The following is a 19,460-nucleotide window of genomic DNA, read 5'->3' on the forward strand; positions in this document are numbered from 1 at the left end:
ACATCTTTTCAAACAAGGAGTGTATCATGCCCATCACGAACGGCATTCATCACGTTGCCTACCGCTGCAAAGACGCCAAGGAAACGGTGCTTTGGTATCAAAAATATCTCAACCTGCCATTCGTGCTTGCGATTGCCGAAAATCAAGTACCGTCCACCAAAGAGCCAGATCCTTATATGCACATCTTTTTGGATGTAGGCGGCGGCAATATTTTGGCGTTTTTTGAACTGCCCACCAAGCCAGAAATGGGACGAGATGACAACACGCCACTATGGACGCAGCACCTTGCACTACACGTTGATAGCATGGAAAAAATGCTGGCAGTCAAAGACAAACTAACCGCTGACGGCATTGATGTGCTTGGGCCTGTGGATCACACGCTGTTTCAAAGCATTTATTTCTTTGATCCAAATGGACATCGCATTGAGCTTGCCTATCAGACCAGCACGCCCGCCATGGACAAAGCGCTTGATGCGGTCAAATGGCAAATGCTGGACGAATGGGCAGCCACCAAACGTGCGCCAAACCACGCACGCTGGATTCATGACGGCACACCGCCGCCAGTCTTGGATTGATATTTGCGATTTATTGAAAAATTCAATAAAACCGGCTTACCAACATTAACCTTCAAAACACTCAGCTCAAAACAAACCAGTAAGCCAAATTAAAAACCCAAAATTCATCAACGCTCAAGGATTACCCATGAAACTTGCCACCCTAAAAACCCACGAACGCGATGGCGTTTTGGTTGTCGTCAGCAAAGACTTACAACGCTGCCAAAAAATCGCCGACATCGCCACACTGCAATACGCCCTAGACCACTGGCAAGACTGCGCTCCCAAGCTGCAAGCAGTTTACGACACGCTCAATGCCAACGAAAATACAGGCGAAGCATTTGATGAAGCAGCCTGCCATTCTCCGCTGCCACGCGCCTATCAGTGGGCGGACGGCTCAGCGTACATCAATCACGTTGAACTGGTGCGCAAAGCTCGCGGCGCAAGCGTTCCTGAGTCTTTTTATGAAGATCCTTTGATGTATCAAGGCGGCTCGGACAGCTTTCTTGCACCGCATGATGACATCACAGCGCACGAAGATTGGGGCATTGATTTAGAAGCTGAAGTTGCCGTCATCACAGGCGATGTACCGCTTGGTGCAAGCGCAGACGAAGCCGCCAAAGCCATTCGCCTTGTCATGCTGGTGAACGATGTGTCGCTGCGCAATTTAATCCCTGATGAGCTTGCCAAAGGCTTTGGGTTTTTCCAAAGCAAGCCTGCATCCGCCTTTAGCCCTGTGGCGGTTACACCTGATGAACTCACCGCTTGGCAAGGCAGCAAACTGCACCTGCCGCTTGTCGTGCATATCAATGACAAACCTTTTGGTAAGCCGAATGCTGGCACAGACATGACTTTTGATTTTGGGCAGCTTATCGCTCACGCCGCCAAAACCAGAAATCTTGCCGCCGGAACAATCATCGGCTCTGGCACGGTGTCAAATAAACAAGACAGCCTATGGGGTTCAAGCATTGAGCATGGCGGTGTGGGCTACTGCTGCCTTGCTGAGCTAAGAATGTATGAATCCATAGAAAGCAAGGCGCAAACACCATTTTTAAAACATGGCGATACCGTGCGCATTGAGATGTTTGATGAAAACCACGAAAATATTTTTGGCACGATTAAAAACACGGTAAACGCCATCAACCGCCAAGCCTAAGCCAAATCGCGGTTGGTTGGTCTATGTCATCAGCACCAAACCGATAACGCTCGCCAAATCAAAACGGTAACATTAAGGCAATTTTATGGACAAATTCTACACTTATTTTCGCAGTTCAGCCGCCTATCGTGTGCGCATTGCTCTTGCACTTAAAGGCGTGGCGGTAGAAAGCCTGCCTGTAAATCTGCGCACAGGCGAGCAGCATGGCGACTATGCCGCCGCCAATCCACAAGCGCTTGTGCCTGCGCTATGCACCGCCGATGGCGTGTTGTTATCACAATCGCTTGTGATTTTGGAATACTTAGAGCAAACTTACCCGAATCCACCCCTGCTGCCATCTGATTCCATGCAAGCATTGGCGGTAAAATCCATTGCCTATCACATCGCCTGCGACATTCACCCGCTTAACAACCTGCGCGTACTAAATTTTTTAAAAAATGAGCTGGCGCACTCTGAAAACACCATACAAACATGGTACGCCCACTGGGTGCGCAAAGGATTTAGCGCACTAGAAAAGCAGCTGGCAAATAGCGCAGGTAAATTTTGTTTTGATGATGCGCCTACGCTTGCCGACTGCTGCCTAATTCCACAAGTGTACAATGCCAAACGCTATGGCATAGCGATGGAAGATTTTCCCATCATCACACGCATTTATGAGTATGCGCTCACCCAGCCTGCCTTTATCGCCGCCAAACCTGAAAATCAGGCGGATTTTGTGGAGTGAATCCACTTGTGTATTTGACTGCCAAAGCATGCCAATTTACGATAAATTTCCATAGCAATCGCTTGCCAAAAACGTACCAATCAAATATACTTACCAAGGCGTGTCCGTTTTTATGTTCGGATTTGATACGCATTGCCCTACTTGCCTGCGCGCCATCACTCACGCTATGGCTTGTGCATTGGCTAGGATAGCCATCAATGTTGCAAAGGATTGCTCATGTTTCGCACACTCACTCATTTTAGCGTTCAGCTTGTCAATCGCTACCTGCCTTCACCGTTTAGCTTTGCGGTGCTGCTTACTCTTTGCGCCTTTTTGCTTGGCATGACACTCACACACCAAAGCCCCGTCGCCATGGCGGTGCATTGGGGCGATGGCCTGTGGTCGCTGCACGGCTTTGCCATGCAGATGGCGCTGATTTTAATCACAGGCTATGCGCTGGCAAACGCACCCATTGTCCAAAACTTTCTGGATTTTCTAGCAAGCAAAATTACGCGCCCCACCACCGCCATTTTTGTCGTTACATTTGTAGCGATGATTGGCTGTTTGCTCAACTGGGGATTTGGTCTGGTGATTGGTGCAATTTTCGCCAAATCACTTGCCAAAAAAGTACCAAACGTGGATTATCCACTACTGGTTGCCGCTGCTTATTCAGGGTTTTTGGTGTGGCATGGCGGCTTATCAGGTTCAATCCCTTTGACGCTAAGCTCTGGCGGTGAGACGCTCGCCACTTTGTCAGGCGGCACATTGATGCAAGCCGTGCCACTGTCGCAGACCATTTTTAGCACCTACAATCTGGTGATTGTCGTATTGATTGTACTGATTGTGCCGCTGATGAATGCGTTTATGCACCCCAAAAAGCCCACCACCATCGACCCCAAGCTGATTGCACCCACCAAAAGCACTCTGCCCACACCCACCACGCCTGCCGAACGCTTGGACGACAGCCGCATCATCATGGCAATCCTTGGTGTGGTGGCGTTGCTGTATTATGTGGGCAAATTCACACAAGGCGTAGAAATTGGGCTAAATATCGTCATTGGGCTGTTTTTGTTTGCAGGCGTTGTGTTGCACGGCTCACTGGAGCGGTATTATCGTGCGGTTGGCAATGGCATTGGCGGCATTACTGGCATTGTGCTGCTATTTCCGTTTTACGGCGGCATCATGGGGCTGGTAACAGGCAAAAATGCAGACGGCACATCGCTTGGCACGGTATTTACTGAATTTTTCTTGCAATTTGCCACCCAAGACACTTTTGCATTGCTGGCATTTTTAAGCGCAGGCTTGGTGAATTTTTTCGTGCCATCTGGCGGCGGACAATTCGCTGTACAAGGCGTCATCATGCTGCCAGCTGGCGCAGCTTTAGGCGTAGATCTCAGTGTATCCGCCATGGCAATCGCATGGGGCGATTCTTGGACAAACATGATTCAACCGTTTTGGGCGCTGCCACTTCTAGGCATTGCAGGGCTAGACGCACGCGCCATCATGGGATATTGTCTGATGATATTTTTCATTTCAGGCGCAATCATGGCAGGCGGTTTATACTTTTTAACATGACAAGCCGTTATTGACATGAAAGTAAATTTTATCAATAAAATCAGTTTTTTAGTAAACTTACCACATCATCAAAAGGAGCATGTATGATTTCAAAAGTTTATCCCACTGCCAGCGATGCTTTGGCAGACATCATCGCCGACAACCAAACCCTTGCTGTGGGTGGATTTGGCCTGTGCGGCATTCCTGAAGCCTTGATTAGCGCACTCAAAGACAGCGGCGTTACAGGCTTGACGTGCATTTCAAACAACGCTGGCGTGGACGATTTTGGTCTAGGCTTACTGCTCAAAAACCGCCAAGTCAAAAAAATGATTGCGTCTTATGTGGGCGAAAACAAGGAATTTGAGCGTCAATTTTTATCAGGCGAACTGGAGGTAGAACTCACACCCCAAGGCACGCTTGCAGAAAAATTACGCGCAGGCGGCGCTGGCATTCCTGCCTTTTATACCGCCACAGGCGTTGGCACGCAGATTGCCGAAGGTAAAGAAGTGCGTGAATTTGATGGGCGCAGCTACATTTTAGAACGCTCGCTCACCGCAGACATTGCATTAATCAAGGCGCAAAAAGCAGACAAAGCAGGCAACTTGGCGTTTAATAAAACCGCACGCAATTTCAATCCAGATTGCGCCATGGCAGGTAAAATCACCGTCGCCGAAGTCGAAGAATTGGTGGAGATTGGTGAAATTGCCCCTGATGACGTGCATTTGTCAGGCATTTTTGTGCAGCGAATCATCGTAAACGACAAGCCTGAAAAACGCATTGAAAAAATCACCACCAAACAATCCTAAATTTTTAGATTGCAAAACAAACCATAACTTTAGTGCATTTATACAATCAAGGAGAAAAACATGGCTTGGAGCAGAGACCAAATGGCGCAGCGTGCCGCCGAAGAACTACAAGACGGTTTTTATGTCAATTTAGGCATCGGGCTGCCGACGCTGGTTGCCAACTACATTCCAGACGGCATGGACGTATGGCTGCAGTCTGAAAATGGGCTTTTGGGCATTGGTGAATTTCCAGAAGCTGACAAGGTAGACGCAGATTTGATTAACGCAGGCAAACAAACCGTTACCGCAAAAACAGGCGCAAGTTTTTTTAGCAGCTCAACGTCCTTTGCCATGATTCGTGGCGGCCATGTCAATTTGGCAATCTTGGGCGCGATGGAAGTGTCCGAAAAAGGCGATTTGGCAAACTGGATGATTCCCGGAAAACTCGTCAAAGGCATGGGCGGCGCAATGGATTTGGTGGCTGGCGTGGGGCGTGTCATCGTACTGATGGAACAAGTGAACAAATACGGCGAACCAAAAATCCTGCCAGAATGTACGCTGCCTTTGACTGGCAAAGGCGTGGTTAATCAAATCATCACCGAGCTTGGCGTGTATGATGTAACTGCTGATGGCTTGGTACTGACCGAGCTTGCCGATGGCGTCAGCGTAGACGACATCAAAAAAGTAACGCCTGTGCCACTGACAGTTGCACTTGGATAAAAGCTGGCGAAACGCATTGGCTGCCCGTACATCAAAACGCAACCAATGCAACCACTAAAGCGACTAAAGCATTTGCCGCCTAATTTATCAAACGTAAAATGGATTTCGCTTTTATAAATACAGTTCGCTGTCTTCATTAAATAACGAAGACAGCGAACAAATCGAGCGCATGGAAAACCAACTGCCAGCAAAAGGAGTTTGCAATGCTTAGCATATTGCCGATTGTTTTAACCTTGTTTTTATTGATGTTTTTTGCGTATCGTGGTTATTCTGTCTTGATTTTAGCACCGATTATGGCGGCGCTGGCTGTCATTTTGACAGGCGATTGGCTTCATAGCTTGCCTGCTTATACAGATGTTTTTATGACGGCGTTAAGCAATTTTTTATTAAAATTTTTCCCTGTGTTTTTGCTGGGCGCATTATTTGGCAAGCTGATGGCCGATTCTGGCGCTGCCACCAGCATCGCACACTTTGTCGTCAATAAACTGGGGGGGGAACGCGCCGTCTTAGCAGTGGTGCTGATTTGTGCCCTACTCACCTATGGCGGCGTTTCGCTATTTGTGGTCGCCTTTGCCATTTACCCCATCGCAAAAAACCTATTTTATCAAGCTGACATTCCAAAACGTCTGATTCCAGCCGCCATCGCACTGGGATCTTTCACCTTCACCATGACCGCCTTGCCCGGCTCACCTGCAATTCAAAACGCCATTCCAATACCCTATTACAGCACCAATGTTTTTGCCGCACCAATTCTAGGACTGATTGGCGGTGCGATTATGTTTGTTGGTGGTGTATGCTGGCTCAATCGCTGCGTTCAGCGCGCTAAAATCTGTGGCGAAGGCTATGGCAAGCACAGCGATGATACGCTCGAGCAAATCAAACCAACGCACAATATCCCCTTTATCATGGCAATCACGCCACTCGTGCTGGTGGTACTGATTAACGCCTTGCTGATTTATTTTGTATTTCCACGCATGGATTTTTCCGCATTAGATAGCACGTTTCCTGCGCTAAACATTGGCAGCTCTTTAGGATTGTGGTCGCTGATTATTGCCATGCTGGCAGCGTGCTTATCCGCCATGATTATTCATTTAAAAAGCCAATCAAATCTAAAACACACCATCAACCAAGGCGCAACCGATTCCATGTTGCCAATTTTCAACACCGCATCAGAAGTTGGTTATGGTGCTGTGATTGCTTCGTTGGCAGGATTTGCGCTGATTCGTGATGGCGTGCTGAATTTATCGCCAAGCAATCCGCTGATTTCAGAAGCCGTCGCCATGACGACACTGGCAGGCATCACAGGGTCGTCTTCAGGCGGACTTAGCATCGCCCTATCCACGCTTGGTGATGAATACCTTGAAATGGCACTTGCTGCAGGAATCAGCCCAGAACTCATGCACCGTGTCGCCACGATGGCGGCAGGCGGACTAGATACTCTGCCACACAGTGGCGCAGTAATCACCTTGCTTGCCATCTGCAAATTAACACACAAAACTTCATATCTAAACGTCGCGGCAGTTACCATCGTCATTCCGCTGATTGCGACAGCCACCGTCATCGCACTCGGGACAATGTTCGGCTCTTTTTAATGGTTATTCATTAAAAAATTGACAGATTTAACGCTTGGCAGCTGCTTGCAAGCATTTACAAGGATACAACGATGAATTTATTAGCCCAAGATTTGACCAATAAAGTTGCGCTCATCACAGGCGCTGGCAGTGGATTAGGCAAACAAATGGCGTACACTTTTGCACAAGCGGGAGCAAAAGTTGGCGTTGCCGACATCAATCAACAAAGCGCTCAAATGGTCGCCGCAGAAATTATTAAAAATCACGGCACGGCATTGCCAATTTTAATGGACGTCAGCTGCGAAAAATCCGTGAATGACGGCATGAAGGCGCTGATTGATGCTTATGGCGATATTGATATTTTAATTTGCAATGCAGGCATTCAAACCATCAGTCCGATTGACAAACTGGCGTTTAGCGATTGGCAAAAAATGCTTGCCATACATCTTGATGGCGCGTTTTTGACAACCAAAGCCGCCTTGCAATACATGTATCAAAATGACAATCCCAGCACCATCATTTATATTGGCTCTGTACATTCGCATGAAGCCAGCGCATTAAAAGCGTCTTATGTCGCTGCCAAACATGGCTTGCTAGGACTAAATCGCGTGCTTGCCAACGAAGGTGCGGTGCATAACGTGCGCTGCTGCGTCATCTGCCCGGGATTTGTAAAAACGCCATTGGTAGAAAAACAAATCCCCGAGCAAGCCAAAGAAAAAGGCATCAGCGAGCAAGCAGTGATTGATGATGTCATGCTGGTCAATACGGTGGATAAAGAATTTACCACCGTAGACGATGTGGCGCAGTTGGCGCTGTTTTTATCGGCTTTTCCCACCAATGTCTTTACTGGTCAATCCATCGTGGCAAGTCATGGGTGGTTTATGAATTAGCAAACAATTTGGTCTTGATTAACGCTCAAATGCTAAAACCCCACCTCACTCACCCAATCCATCCACGCGCCGTGCGTTGGGTGTTTTAGGCGCAGCTTGTGGGCGTGCAGATTTAAGCGTGGCGCAAGCTGCCTTGCCACGCCTTCAGCATAAATCGGATCGCCAATCATCACATGACCCAAATGCACCATATGCACCCGCAGCTGATGACTGCGCCCCGTGATGGGCTTTAACGCCACTCGTGTAACCGCGTGCTGCTCACCGCTCTCATCGCCGCGCAGCTCGTGGCGCAGCACCTGATAATGCGTCAGCGCACGCTTTGACCACGTCTCATCAACGATGTGGCGCGGCTTAGTGGTCGACTCATAGCGTACAGGCACGTCAATCACGCCTTTTTCGCCCTGCTCGCCAAGCGTCCCAAACACCACCGCCTGATATTCTTTTTGGGGAATGCGCTCAATAAATTGCTTGCTGATGTGCGTTTGCGCCGCCGCCGATTTGCCAAAAATCATCAGCCCAGACGTATCCATGTCCAAGCGATGAATCAGCTTCACTTCGGGATTGACACGCAACAGCCTTGATTGCAAGCTCACTTTGAGCGTCTTGCCGTCCACGCTCAAAAGCCCAGCTGGCTTATCCACCACCCAAATGTCATCGTCCGCATAGACGGTGATGGCGTGCGCAAATTCTTCAAAAAACGCCTGCGGTTTATCCAATTCTTCGGCATTTAGGCGTGCGATGTCAGCTTCAGTGATGTTCATAATGATAAAATGATGGCGGATTGATAATAGATTGGTGAATTGTCAATGCTGGTAAAAATTAACGCTTTTTTACTTCTCGCTTTTTATGGCAGTTTTTGGCAAATAATTTTACGCTTAGCATGGTTTGATTTGAAAATTTGGGCTTAAAAATTGGGTTTGTAATGGATAGATTGCAATAGATTGTAACGATTTGATAAACGGCTCAGTTTGCACGCTTATTTTTGCAATTTCATTGGCGCAATTTAATTTGTACAACCGCCCTAAATCTTTGTCAAAATTGGCAAACGCATTCACGCCAAATCCGACAGCTTACCCAAGTCAAAACCAAAACCCCAACCAAGCCTAAGCCACGCTTAAAGTTCACAAATTTACACCAGATAAATTTTAGCGTTTTAAAAAACTCAACGTCAGCATTGCCAATTTTTTCAAAAAGTTTGCTATTATAGCACCAAAATCAGGCAAAAATGCAATCGGTGCGCAAAGTGCTTGGTGCGCCTTGAAATTTTGCCGACACGCCTTATCTAAGATAAGGACATCAACTCAATAACCAAAAAGGTAATCATTATGTCAATCATCAACACCACAGACGCAAATTTTGAAGCAGACGTGCTAAAATCAGACAAAGTCGTATTGGTAGACTTTTGGGCGGCGTGGTGCGGCCCTTGTAAAGCCATCGCGCCAACGCTAGAAGAGCTGGCTGGCGAATACGCTGACCGCGCCCAAATCGTGAAAGTAAACGTGGACGAAAACCCAGAAGTTACCGCACGTTTTGGCATTCGCAGCATTCCTACGCTGTTTGTGTTCAAAGGCGGCGAAAAAGTGGACACTGCTGTGGGCGCATTGCCAAAAACCGAATTGGCAGCCTTGCTAGACAAGCACATCTGATTTGTTCTGTGATTTGCTCTAAGAATTTATTGCAAATCAGAAAATCATGTTGCACGAAAAGACTCACTTTGGTGGGTCTTTTTTGTGGGTTTTGCGTGGGTTTGCGCAGAATTTGATAAAGTTTTTGCCAGATTTTTGAAATTTTACTAAAAAGCCAAAACTTTACACCTTGCCATCACCGTTTGGCTTGCCACTCAAGCAAGCGCAAATTGCATTTTCACACCGAATTTTCACCGCCAAGCCTTGACTTTTTACCCCCAAACCCTTTATTATTAGCACTTAGCCGATGGCGAGTCCTTCGCCCATTATTCTTACGGCTAATGCAGCTTTTTCCACGTTCACGCATTTTTTTTCTTGTTAGCCTACTGACAAGCCAACGCTTTGCGTGCAAATCCCTGCAAATCACTCAATCCTTGACTGTTGGTGCGCTTGGCGTATCAGCCCATCACCGCTATTTTTCTTTTTTCGCAGTTGCTCAAAACATCATGAATCTCACCGAACTCAAACGTAAATCCGTTGCCGAATTGCTTGCCATCGCCCAATCTATGGGGCTTGAAAACATGGCGCGCAGCCGTAAGCAAGACATCATTTTCGCCATCTTAAAAACCCACGCCAAAAACGGCGAAGCCATCTACGGCGATGGCGTGCTAGAAGTACTGCCTGATGGCTTCGGCTTTTTGCGCTCGTCTGAAGGCTCGTACTTGGCAGGCCCTGACGACATCTACGTCAGCCCAAGCCAAATCCGCCGCTTTCATTTACAAACTGGCGACTCCATCGCAGGGCAAATCCGACCACCCAAGGATTCTGAGCGTTATTTTGCACTGCTCAAGGTCAGCGAAATCAACTTTGACACGCCAGACCGCAGCCGTCATAAGCTGATTTTTGAAAACCTGACGCCACTTTTCCCGACCGAGCAGCTCACGCTTGAGCAAGGCAACGGCACGACCGAAGACTTGACAGGCCGTGTGATTGATTTGATTGCGCCCATCGGTAAAGGTCAGCGCTCCATCATCGTTGCGCCGCCAAAAGCAGGTAAAACCGTACTGCTGCAAAGCATCGCCCACGCCATCACCAAAAATCACCCAGAATGCCACGTCATCGTGCTACTGATTGACGAGCGCCCTGAAGAAGTAACCGAAATGCAGCGCACCGTGCGTGGCGAAGTGGTGGCTTCCACCTTTGATGAGCCGCCAACACGCCACATTCAAGTCGCTGAAATGGTGATTGAAAAAGCCAAACGCCTTGTGGAGCATAAGCAAGATGTGGTGATTTTGCTAGACTCCATCACACGCCTAGCTCGCGCCTATAACACCGTCATTCCATCAAGCGGCAAAGTTTTGACAGGTGGTGTGGATGCGCACGCCCTAGAACGCCCAAAACGCTTTTTTGGTGCGGCGCGTAACGTAGAAGAAGGCGGCAGCTTGACCATCATTTCCACCGCCTTGATTGACACAGGCTCAAAAATGGACGGTGTGATTTTTGAAGAATTTAAAGGCACGGGCAACCAAGAAATCACCCTTGAGCGTGATTTGGCAGAACGCCGCATTTTCCCCGCCATCAACATCAAAAAATCCAGCACACGCCGCGAAGAACGCCTACTGGACGAAGAAACCCTGCGCCGTGTGTGGATTTTGCGCAAGCTATTACAGCCAATGGACGACAGCCAAGCGACCGAATTTTTGCTTGACCACCTAAAAGATTCCAAAACCAACGATGAATTTTTTAGCAACATGACCAAAGGCAAGTAAGCCATGCAAAGGCGAATCACACATTCAAACCATCGCTCAACTGTGAGCGGTGGTTTTTTATGTCAATCATCTTATGCCAATTATCAAGCCAGCCAAGCCATAAACCATCAAAAATCACAAAATCATGCAAGAAGTTTTTGCAGCCGAGCGTTTTTTGTGATAATATAGAACAAGCGTTTACCAAAACTGCAAGCGAGTTATTACATCACAATTATATGGCAAATGAATGACAATTTGCCCCAAAACAAGGCTTTGAAATATTTTTTTACATATTTTGCAGCTTTGCTTGGTAAAATGCTTTTTATTTCCATATAATTACTATATAATTCGCACAGCAGTACAGTATATGGCTCATGTAATTACACTTACGATATTGTGGGTGTGGCGTGGGCTTTTCTGTCGCTAATCTATATCTTACGGAGATTATCATGCAAACCAAACTATTCGTATCTGCCCTAATCGCTTCTCTAGCACTAACCGCTTGCTCAAAGCCTGCTGAAGCTCCAAAAGCTGAAGAAGCTGCTGCTACCGAAGCAACTGAAGCCGCTGCTGAAGCTACCGAAGCTGCTGAAAACGCAGAAGCTGCTGCTGCAGAAGCTACCGAAGCAACCGCTGAAACTGCTGAAAACGCAGAAGCTACTGCTGAAGCTGAAGCAAAAGACGCTGCTGATGCAACCGTTGAAGCTGCTAAAGACGCTGCTGGTGCTGTAGCAGACGCTGCTACTGACGCTGCACAAGCTGCTGCTGACGCTACTGCAGAAACTGCTGCTAACGCTGCTGAAGCTGTTGCAGACGCTGCACAAGGCGCTGCTGACGCTGCTAAAGAAGCTGCTAAATAATTTTAGTTTAGCAATAAGCAAAAAAGAGAGCCATTTAGGTTCTCTTTTTTTATTCTCCAATCCAGTCAGTCTTATCAAACCACTCTTATCAAACCAACAAATACAGCCTAAAATTTTACGGATGCTGCTTGATGGATTTTGCAAGACAACAAATCCCCGCCCTGTCAATTAAGCCAACAAGCTGGCACAATCACCACTAAAAAACCACCCCAAACTTACGCTTGAGATGGTTTTTGGTTTTTTGGGTGTTTTAGCTTAAGCCGAGTACCGCTTAGGCTTCTACCACTGGGATTTTGCCGATTTTGGCTTGCCAGATTTTTGGTGCGGTGGCGTGTACTGAGTTGCCGCTGCTGTCCACCGCCACAGTAACTGGCATATCCTTGACTTCAAACTCATAAATCGCTTCCATACCCAGCTCTGGGAATGCCACGACTTTAGCGTTTTTAATCGCTTTAGACACCAAATAAGCCGAGCCGCCCACTGCCATCAGGTACACCGCTTTATTATCAGCGATGGCTTGGCACGCCAATTCACCACGCTCAGACTTACCAATCATACCAAGCAGACCCGTTTGCTCAAGCATTTGGCGGGTGAATTTATCCATGCGTGTGGCGGTCGTTGGGCCAGCAGGGCCGACCACTTCATCACGCACAGGATCCACAGGACCAACGTAGTAAATCAGCTTGTTGGTGAAATCCACTGGCAAAGTTTCGCCATTATTTAGCATATCTGTCATGCGTTTGTGCGCAGCATCACGGCCTGTGTAAATCTTACCGCTCAGCAAAATCACATCGCCTGTCTTCCAGCTTGCCACTTCTTCTTTGGTCAGCGTATCCACGTTCACACGCTTGCCGTTTTCAGGGTTGTAAGTGATGTCAGGATACACGTCTAGGCTTGGCGGTGTCAGCTCCACAGGGCCTGAGCCGTCCAGCACAAATTCCACATGGCGAGTGGCGGCGCAGTTTGGAATCATCGCCACAGGCTTACTGGCTGCGTGCGTTGGGTAGTCTAAGATTTTTACGTCCAGCACCGTTGTCAAGCCGCCCAAGCCCTGCGCACCAATGCCCAGCGCGTTCACTTTTTCATAAAGCTCAAGGCGCAGGCTTTCGGTGGTAGAAAGCTCGGCACCGCTGGCGGCTTTTTCTTGCAATTCATGAATGTCAATGTGGCTCATCAAGGATTCTTTGGCAAGCAATGCCGCCTTTTCTGGTGTGCCGCCAATGCCAATGCCTAAAATCCCCGGCGGACACCAGCCTGCGCCCATCGTTGGAACGGTTTTTAGCACCCAATCCACGATGCTGTCTGATGGGTTTAGCATGGCAAGTTTTGATTTGTTCTCAGAACCGCCGCCTTTTGCCGCACAAGTTACTTCTACTTTATCGCCTGCCACGATTTCCATGTGGATAACCGCTGGCGTGTTGTCTTTGGTGTTTACACGCTTGCCCGCTGGGTCAGCCAGCACAGACGCACGCAGCTTGTTTTCGTTTAGGTTGTACGCACGGCGCACGCCTTCGTTCACCATGTCTGCCACGCTCATGGTGCTGTCCCATTGCACGTTCATGCCCACTTTTAAGAACACCGTGGCGATGCCTGTGTCTTGGCAAATTGGGCGTTTGCCTTCGGCGCACATACGACTGTTCACCAAAATTTGCGTCATTGCGTCTTTGGCGGCAGGGTTTTCTTCACGCTCTAGGGCTTCGCTTAGGGCTTGAATGTAGTCGGTTGGGTGGTAGTAGCTGATGAACTGAAAGGCGTCAGCGATACTTTGGATAAAATCATCTTGCTTAATGATGGTCATAAGAGTTCCTTTTTTGGCTGTTTGCAAAGCAAATGGCTGTGGTAATTTGGCGCAAAACCGTGCCAACCCACACATTGTAACAGAAAACCGCACAAAATTTGGCAAATTTTCTGTTTTTATTTTTATCTTGTTATGATTGATAAAATTAAATTATAATCATATTTTTGATAATTTAATCAATCATAAAATGACGGTTCAACGGTAAAACTCACAAAATTTGCGTCAAAACCTGAATCAAGCGTGCGTTTTGCTCGGCAGTTCCTACCGTGATGCGCAGATACTCACTGATACGCTCTTTTTGCCAATGGCGCACAATCACGCCTTGTTCACGCAGTTTTTCAAACACGTCTTTGGCACTAAGCGTGTGATGATTTGGCGCAGCAAACACAAAATTTGCCGAACTTGGCAGCACTTTAAAGCCAAGCTCATTCAAGTCATTCACCAGCGCAGCACGCAGCGCAATCACTTCAAGGCGTTTTTGCTCAAAGTATTCACCATCAGCAATGCTCGCTGCCGCACCAGCCTGCGCCACACGGTCAAGCGGATAGCTGTTAAAGCTGTTTTTCATGGCGCTAAGTGCCGCAATCAAACTTGGATTGGCAAACGCCATGCCCACACGCAAACCCGCCAAGGCACGCGATTTTGAGAAGGTTTGGGTAACGACTAAATTGTCATATTTACGAATCAGCGACACCGCACTGGCAGCCGCCACGTCATCGGCATAATCAATGTACGCTTCATCAATCACCACCACCGAATCGCTGTGGCGACGTGCCAGCGTCTCGATGTCAGCAAGCGATAACAGCACGCCAGTCGGTGCGTTTGGGTTGGCGATGATGATGCCACCGCACGGTGCTTGGTAGTCGTTAATATCAATACAAAAATCAGCATTCAAAGGAATTTTTTGCAATTCAACGCCAAAGGTATCGGCATACACAGGATAAAAGCTGTAACCGATGTCAGGCGTCAAAAGCGGCTGCGGCTTTAAAAAGAAACTGGCAAATACCAACGCCAGCACTTCATCAGAGCCATTGCCCACAAACACTTCATCAATGTCAAGCCCATGAAAATCCGCCAACGCCTGTCTGAGTGCGTCCGATTCTGGCTCAGGGTACAGGCGCAGCACCGCTTCATCATCAAGCACCGCACGCATGGCAGCGATGGCTTTTGGGCTTGGCGCAAAGGGGTTTTCGTTGGTGTTTAGCTTGCACAAATTGGCGTGCTTGGGCTGCTCACCGGGAACGTACGGGCTTAGGCTTTTTGCCTTGTCGCTCCACAGGCGTGTGTTTGGGAGTGTTGGCGTTGTCATAATAATCCTTGGATTTTCAAGCAGTTAAACCAAACGATACATCAAAACCATCAACTAAGCATGTCTAAAACGTGCCGACAAAGCGTGCGCATCTAGGTTTTCTTCCACCGCCAAAATGTCCGCTGTCTTAGCCAGTGGCTTGCTGCCTTGTTCTGTGCAATAAATCAGCGATGATTTTTTGGTGAAGTCATACACCCCAAGCGGCGAGCTAAAACGTGCCGTGCCTGACGTTGGCAAAACGTGGTTGCTGCCTGCGCAATAATCGCCAATCGCTTCTGGCGTGTGTCGTCCCATAAAAATCGCGCCTGCGTGGCGAATGTCGTCCAGCACTTCTTCAGGATTATCCAAAGACAGCTCAAGATGCTCTGGTGCAACTTGATTCACCACCGCCAAGCCTTCCGTGCGGTCTTTTACCAAAATCAGCGCGCCACGATTGGCAAGTGCGGTGCGTGCGATGTCAGCTTTTGGCAATTTTTCCAGTGCCTTATCAATGGCGGCTTGCACAGCATTCAGCTGATTTTCGCAAGTCGTTACAAAAATCGCCTGCGCCACCGTGTCATGCTCCGCTTGCGACAGCAAATCCATCGCCAGCCAGTCGGCATTATCCGCCGCCTGCCCTTCGGCATACACCAGCACTTCAGACGGCCCTGCAATCATATCAATGCCCACCTGCCCAAACACCGCTCGCTTAGCAGCCGCAACATATTTATTGCCCGGCCCTGTGATTTTATCCACCGCACGAATGCTGTCCGTGCCATACGCCAAAGCCGCCACCGCTTGCGCACCGCCGATGGTAATGACGGTATTCACGCCTGCCAAATGCGCCGCCGCCAGCACCAAAGGATTGAGCTCACCATTTGGCGCAGGCACGACCATCGTGATGTTTGACACGCCAGCCACCTTGGCAGGAATGGCGTTCATCAGCACGCTGGACGGATAACTCGCCAAACCGCCCGGCACATAAATACCCACGCTGTCAAGCGGTGTTACCTTTTGCCCTAGCATATTGCCAAGGCTGTCGGTAAAGCGAAATCCTGTTTCCACTTGGTGCTGATGAAAAGCAAAAATGCGCTCGGCTGCCAGATTCAGCGCCGCTTTCACTTCATCATTAAGTGCATCAAAGGCGACTTTTAGTGCATCTGCGCTGATAAAAAGCTCGCTCATCGTGGTCGCTGGGTGTTTGTCGAACTTTTGCGTCAGCTCAAGCACCGCTGCATCGCCACGCGCTCGCACATCAGCGATGATGTCATTAACGGTAGCGACAAGGCTGTCATCAGTTACGGTTTCAAAGGCAAGCAGCTTGGCAAGGTCGGTCTTAAAATTGGCGTCGCTTGAGCGCAAAGTAAGAATGTTTGGCATGATGTTCTCGGTTTGGTTTTGATTTTTGATTTGATTAAAAATTTGGCGATTGGTTTTGGCTTAATTTCAAGTTCATTTTAAAAAAGTTTGCAATGATTGCATCAATCACACCATCAATCTTTAGCAATGGCGGCTTGTAATACGTCCAAAATCGGCTGTAATTGCGCAAGTTTTTGCTTATAACTTGCTGGATTGGCAATCAATCTTGACGACACTTGGCAAATCTCGTCGCGCGGCTCAAGCCCATTGGCACGCAGCGTGTTGCCCGTGTCCACCACATCCACAATCATATCGCCCAGCCCCACCAAAGGCGCAAGCTCCATTGAGCCGTACAGCTTAATCAAATCCACCTGCACGCCTTGGCTGGCAAAGTATTCACGCGCCACATTGACGTACTTAGTGGCAATGCGCAATCTACGATTTGGCAGCGGCTCGCCTGCCACGCCTGCGGTCATCAGGCGGCACTTGGCGATGTTCAAATCCAGCAGCTCATACACCTGAGCATCATACTCCATCAGCACGTCTTTACCAGCAATGCCCACGTCCGCCGCGCCATGCTCCACATAGGTTGGCACATCAGACGCACGCAACATCAAAAGGCGCACTTTTGGGTCGCTGGTGTGAAAAATCAGTTTGCGAGATTTGTTCATGTCTTCAAGCGGCGTAATGCCAGCTTGGGCAAATAATGGCAAAGTTTCATCTAAAATGCGCCCTTTGGACAAGGCGATGGTCAATCCGTTAAAATCACTCATGATACTCTCTTGCGCTACTTTTTTAAATGTCGGTTTTGGTGATTGTTTTGAAAATTTTGTTATGGAATTTTGGTTTTAAAATTTTAGTTTAAAGCGGTTACGGTAAATTTATGCGCATCACCCCATTATACACCAAATCGCCTTTAAGAAAAGCCACAACGCACCACAACTTGACACAAAACTTATATTTATAAACCATTTTATCTTAGCAAACGATTTTTAAACCATCAAAACAAGCCCAAATCAAACCCACAAAAAACGCCCTGCCAATCAAGCAAGGCGTTTTAAAATAAGCGAATAATTTAAAAAAATTGCAAAAACCACCCATGGTTCGACAAGCTCACCACGAACGGTTTTTAATTTAACTCGTTTTCCAAAAACCAGCCATCAGCCCTTGATGCGCTCAATATTCACGCCCAAGCTGCGCAGCTTATTTTCCACGTCATCATAGCCACGGTCAATGTGATAAATGCGGTCAATGATACTCTCGCCATCAGCGCACGCCGCCGCCATCACCAAAGACATAGACGCACGCAGGTCGGTCGCCATCACAGGTGCAGGCATGAAAGTCTCCACGCCTTCTACGATGGCAGAATGTCCGTCCACCTTGATGTTTGCGCCCATGCGCTGCAATTCTGGAACGTGCATGAAGCGGTTTTCAAAGATGTTTTCAATGATGGTACTAGTGCCTTCTGCCAAGCAGCACACCGCCATCAGCTGCGCTTGCATATCGGTTGGGAAACCGGGGTGTACTTGGGTGCGAATGTCCACCGCCTTTGGTCTGCCTTTCATCACCGCACGAATCCAGTCATCGCCTGTGGTGATGGTTGCGCCCATCGCTTCAAATTTTTTCAATACTGGGTGCAAAAACTGCGCTGAAGTGCGTGTGGTCAACACATCGCCTTCGCTCATCAGTGCGCCCGCCAAATAAGAGCCTGTCTCAATGCGATCAGCAATCACGCTGTACTCACAGCCGTGCAAGCTGTCCACGCCTTCAATCACCATCGTTGGTGTGCCGATGCCGTCAATTTTTGCGCCCATCGCCACCAGCATATTCGCCAAATCCACCACTTCAGGCTCACAAGCGCAGTTTTCTAGGCGAGTTACGCCTTTTGCCAAGGCTGCCGCCATGATGACGTTTTCGGTGCCACCCACCGTTACCATATCAAAGGTAAAATCACAGCCAATCAAGCGTCCGCCTGCAGGTGCTTTGGCGTTCACATAGCCATTTTCCACCGTGATGGTTGCACCCAAAGCTTCAAAGGCTTTTAAATGCTGATCCACAGGGCGTGAACCGATTGAGCAGCCGCCCGGCAAGCTCACCACCGCTTCACCAAAGCGTGCCAACAGCGGCCCCAGCACCAAAATAGACGCACGCATGGTACGCACCAATTCATAAGGCGCATAATAGCTGGTTACGCTGCGTGCGTCCGCCACCACGGTATTGCCTTCTTTTTTGATGGCAACGCCAGTGCCTGCGATCAACTCAATCAAAGTTGCCGTATCTTTTAGGGTTGGCACATTGTGCAGTACCGTTTCGTCATTTGGCAGCAGCATGGCAGCCAACAGCGGCAAGGCGGCATTTTTTGAGCCAGAAATGACAACTTCGCCAGCAATGCGGCTTTTGCCTGTGATTTTAAATTTATCCATTGGGTTTCTCTACTAAAATACGAACCACTAAATTCGGTACTGTGATGTTTGGTGCTACTGTCTTTGGCGCTGTAAATTTCGTGATACAATCAGCGCCATCAATCAGCACAAGCCATGCTTAGGCGTTTTTCTTTTCGGCATACTCAGCTGGAGTCAGCGCATGAATGGTCAAAGCGTGCATTTCGCCACTTTGAATGTGCGGATTGGCAATGGCATAAACCATCTGCTGACGTGCCACCAAACGCTTACCTTCAAAGGCTTCATCAACAATCAGCACTTCAAATTTATTGCCTTGGTTTGCCGCTTGAATCTCAGCATTCACAAAATGTGGGCGCAACAGCGCAATCAAATCATCTGCGTTCATAATACTCTCTTGATATGTTTTTTAATAGTTTAATAATCGTTTTAAAAATATGCCAAAGCGAA

Annotated in this window: 18 protein-coding genes; 11 read left to right on the top strand and 7 right to left on the bottom strand. The window is 48.3% G+C overall.

The genetic code is table 11. The features are described 5' to 3' along the window. The first annotated feature begins 26 nt into the window (after positions 1-26). The 8 genes from B0181_RS06215 (at position 27) to B0181_RS06250 (ending at position 7,933) form a co-directional block, all read left to right on the top strand. Entirely contained in the window at positions 27-575 is a 549-nt protein-coding gene (locus B0181_RS06215; RefSeq protein ID WP_078276649.1) for a VOC family protein, read from the top strand. A gap of 127 nt (positions 576-702) precedes the next feature. Then, positions 703-1,710, top strand: coding sequence for a fumarylacetoacetate hydrolase family protein (locus tag B0181_RS06220; RefSeq protein WP_078276650.1), 1,008 nt, complete (start codon positions 703-705; stop codon positions 1,708-1,710). An 85-nt stretch (positions 1,711-1,795) separates the two neighbouring features. Then, the gene (gene maiA / locus B0181_RS06225; protein ID WP_078276651.1) at positions 1,796-2,434 is read left to right on the top strand and encodes a maleylacetoacetate isomerase; all 639 of its coding nucleotides are present in this window, start codon (positions 1,796-1,798) and stop codon (positions 2,432-2,434) included. 216 nt (positions 2,435-2,650) lie between these two features. Next, the gene (locus tag B0181_RS06230; RefSeq protein WP_078276652.1) at positions 2,651-3,988 is read left to right on the top strand and encodes a short-chain fatty acid transporter; all 1,338 of its coding nucleotides are present in this window, start codon (positions 2,651-2,653) and stop codon (positions 3,986-3,988) included. Between the two features lie 83 nt (positions 3,989-4,071). Next, positions 4,072-4,773 (top strand): CoA transferase subunit A, encoded by a 702-nt coding sequence (locus tag B0181_RS06235; protein WP_078276653.1) that lies wholly within the window; start codon positions 4,072-4,074, stop codon positions 4,771-4,773. 60 nt (positions 4,774-4,833) lie between these two features. Beyond that, on the top strand, positions 4,834-5,472 hold the full coding sequence (locus tag B0181_RS06240) for a 3-oxoacid CoA-transferase subunit B (protein ID WP_078276654.1): 639 nt from the start codon (positions 4,834-4,836) through the stop codon (positions 5,470-5,472). A gap of 203 nt (positions 5,473-5,675) precedes the next feature. Further along, positions 5,676-7,064, top strand: a complete 1,389-nt coding sequence (locus B0181_RS06245) for a GntP family permease (protein ID WP_078276655.1) — start codon at positions 5,676-5,678, stop codon at positions 7,062-7,064. 71 nt (positions 7,065-7,135) lie between these two features. After that, a complete protein-coding gene (locus B0181_RS06250) occupies positions 7,136-7,933 on the top strand; it encodes a 3-hydroxybutyrate dehydrogenase (protein WP_078276656.1) in 798 nt (265 codons plus the stop codon). Between the two features lie 32 nt (positions 7,934-7,965). Here the strand turns inward: B0181_RS06250 and B0181_RS06255 are convergent, their stop codons facing one another. Next, positions 7,966-8,694 carry an RluA family pseudouridine synthase gene (locus B0181_RS06255; RefSeq protein WP_078276657.1) on the bottom strand — a complete coding sequence of 243 codons (729 nt, stop codon included), beginning with the start codon at positions 8,692-8,694 and terminating at the stop codon, positions 7,966-7,968. A 564-nt stretch (positions 8,695-9,258) separates the two neighbouring features. Here B0181_RS06255 and trxA point away from each other — a divergent pair. The 3 genes from trxA (at position 9,259) to B0181_RS06275 (ending at position 12,166) form a co-directional block, all read left to right on the top strand. Then, the gene (gene trxA, locus B0181_RS06265) at positions 9,259-9,579 is read left to right on the top strand and encodes a thioredoxin (RefSeq protein WP_078276659.1); all 321 of its coding nucleotides are present in this window, start codon (positions 9,259-9,261) and stop codon (positions 9,577-9,579) included. Positions 9,580-10,064: 485 nt separating this feature from the next. Beyond that, positions 10,065-11,327, top strand: a complete 1,263-nt coding sequence (gene rho, locus B0181_RS06270; RefSeq protein WP_078276728.1) for a transcription termination factor Rho — start codon at positions 10,065-10,067, stop codon at positions 11,325-11,327. A 428-nt stretch (positions 11,328-11,755) separates the two neighbouring features. Continuing rightward, the gene (locus tag B0181_RS06275) at positions 11,756-12,166 is read left to right on the top strand and encodes a hypothetical protein (protein WP_078276660.1); all 411 of its coding nucleotides are present in this window, start codon (positions 11,756-11,758) and stop codon (positions 12,164-12,166) included. 271 nt (positions 12,167-12,437) lie between these two features. On the opposite strand, the gene B0181_RS06280 is transcribed toward B0181_RS06275, so the two are convergent. From B0181_RS06280 to B0181_RS06305, 6 genes are all read right to left on the bottom strand, one after another. Continuing rightward, positions 12,438-13,964: a fumarate hydratase gene (locus B0181_RS06280; protein ID WP_078276661.1), complete on the bottom strand. Its 1,527-nt coding sequence runs from the start codon at positions 13,962-13,964 to the stop codon at positions 12,438-12,440. Positions 13,965-14,172: 208 nt separating this feature from the next. Then, positions 14,173-15,273: a histidinol-phosphate transaminase gene (gene hisC, locus B0181_RS06285; protein ID WP_078276662.1), complete on the bottom strand. Its 1,101-nt coding sequence runs from the start codon at positions 15,271-15,273 to the stop codon at positions 14,173-14,175. A gap of 54 nt (positions 15,274-15,327) precedes the next feature. Beyond that, the gene (gene hisD / locus B0181_RS06290) at positions 15,328-16,632 is read right to left on the bottom strand and encodes a histidinol dehydrogenase (RefSeq protein WP_078276663.1); all 1,305 of its coding nucleotides are present in this window, start codon (positions 16,630-16,632) and stop codon (positions 15,328-15,330) included. Positions 16,633-16,745: 113 nt separating this feature from the next. Continuing rightward, on the bottom strand, positions 16,746-17,384 hold the full coding sequence (gene hisG, locus B0181_RS06295) for an ATP phosphoribosyltransferase (RefSeq protein ID WP_078276664.1): 639 nt from the start codon (positions 17,382-17,384) through the stop codon (positions 16,746-16,748). Positions 17,385-17,771: 387 nt separating this feature from the next. Further along, positions 17,772-19,034: a UDP-N-acetylglucosamine 1-carboxyvinyltransferase gene (murA, locus tag B0181_RS06300; protein ID WP_078276665.1), complete on the bottom strand. Its 1,263-nt coding sequence runs from the start codon at positions 19,032-19,034 to the stop codon at positions 17,772-17,774. Between the two features lie 118 nt (positions 19,035-19,152). Beyond that, positions 19,153-19,398: a BolA family protein gene (locus B0181_RS06305; RefSeq protein WP_078276666.1), complete on the bottom strand. Its 246-nt coding sequence runs from the start codon at positions 19,396-19,398 to the stop codon at positions 19,153-19,155. Positions 19,399-19,460 lie beyond the last annotated feature (62 nt).

The sequence above is a fragment of the Moraxella caviae genome (assembly GCF_002014985.1).
Lineage (GTDB): Bacteria > Pseudomonadota > Gammaproteobacteria > Pseudomonadales > Moraxellaceae > Moraxella > Moraxella caviae.

Coding starts and splice junctions, on each gene's coding strand:
- trxA (WP_078276659.1), top strand. CDS start 9,259: ATGTCAATCATCAACACCACAGACGCAAATTTTGAAGCAGACGTGCTA.
- B0181_RS06280 (WP_078276661.1), bottom strand. CDS start 13,964: ATGACCATCATTAAGCAAGATGATTTTATCCAAAGTATCGCTGACGCC.
- B0181_RS06215 (WP_078276649.1), top strand. CDS start 27: ATGCCCATCACGAACGGCATTCATCACGTTGCCTACCGCTGCAAAGAC.
- B0181_RS06235 (WP_078276653.1), top strand. CDS start 4,072: ATGATTTCAAAAGTTTATCCCACTGCCAGCGATGCTTTGGCAGACATC.
- B0181_RS06245 (WP_078276655.1), top strand. CDS start 5,676: ATGCTTAGCATATTGCCGATTGTTTTAACCTTGTTTTTATTGATGTTT.
- hisG (WP_078276664.1), bottom strand. CDS start 17,384: ATGAGTGATTTTAACGGATTGACCATCGCCTTGTCCAAAGGGCGCATT.
- B0181_RS06255 (WP_078276657.1), bottom strand. CDS start 8,694: ATGAACATCACTGAAGCTGACATCGCACGCCTAAATGCCGAAGAATTG.
- maiA (WP_078276651.1), top strand. CDS start 1,796: ATGGACAAATTCTACACTTATTTTCGCAGTTCAGCCGCCTATCGTGTG.
- murA (WP_078276665.1), bottom strand. CDS start 19,034: ATGGATAAATTTAAAATCACAGGCAAAAGCCGCATTGCTGGCGAAGTT.
- hisC (WP_078276662.1), bottom strand. CDS start 15,273: ATGACAACGCCAACACTCCCAAACACACGCCTGTGGAGCGACAAGGCA.
- B0181_RS06240 (WP_078276654.1), top strand. CDS start 4,834: ATGGCTTGGAGCAGAGACCAAATGGCGCAGCGTGCCGCCGAAGAACTA.
- B0181_RS06230 (WP_078276652.1), top strand. CDS start 2,651: ATGTTTCGCACACTCACTCATTTTAGCGTTCAGCTTGTCAATCGCTAC.
- B0181_RS06250 (WP_078276656.1), top strand. CDS start 7,136: ATGAATTTATTAGCCCAAGATTTGACCAATAAAGTTGCGCTCATCACA.
- rho (WP_078276728.1), top strand. CDS start 10,065: ATGAATCTCACCGAACTCAAACGTAAATCCGTTGCCGAATTGCTTGCC.
- B0181_RS06305 (WP_078276666.1), bottom strand. CDS start 19,398: ATGAACGCAGATGATTTGATTGCGCTGTTGCGCCCACATTTTGTGAAT.
- B0181_RS06220 (WP_078276650.1), top strand. CDS start 703: ATGAAACTTGCCACCCTAAAAACCCACGAACGCGATGGCGTTTTGGTT.
- hisD (WP_078276663.1), bottom strand. CDS start 16,632: ATGCCAAACATTCTTACTTTGCGCTCAAGCGACGCCAATTTTAAGACC.
- B0181_RS06275 (WP_078276660.1), top strand. CDS start 11,756: ATGCAAACCAAACTATTCGTATCTGCCCTAATCGCTTCTCTAGCACTA.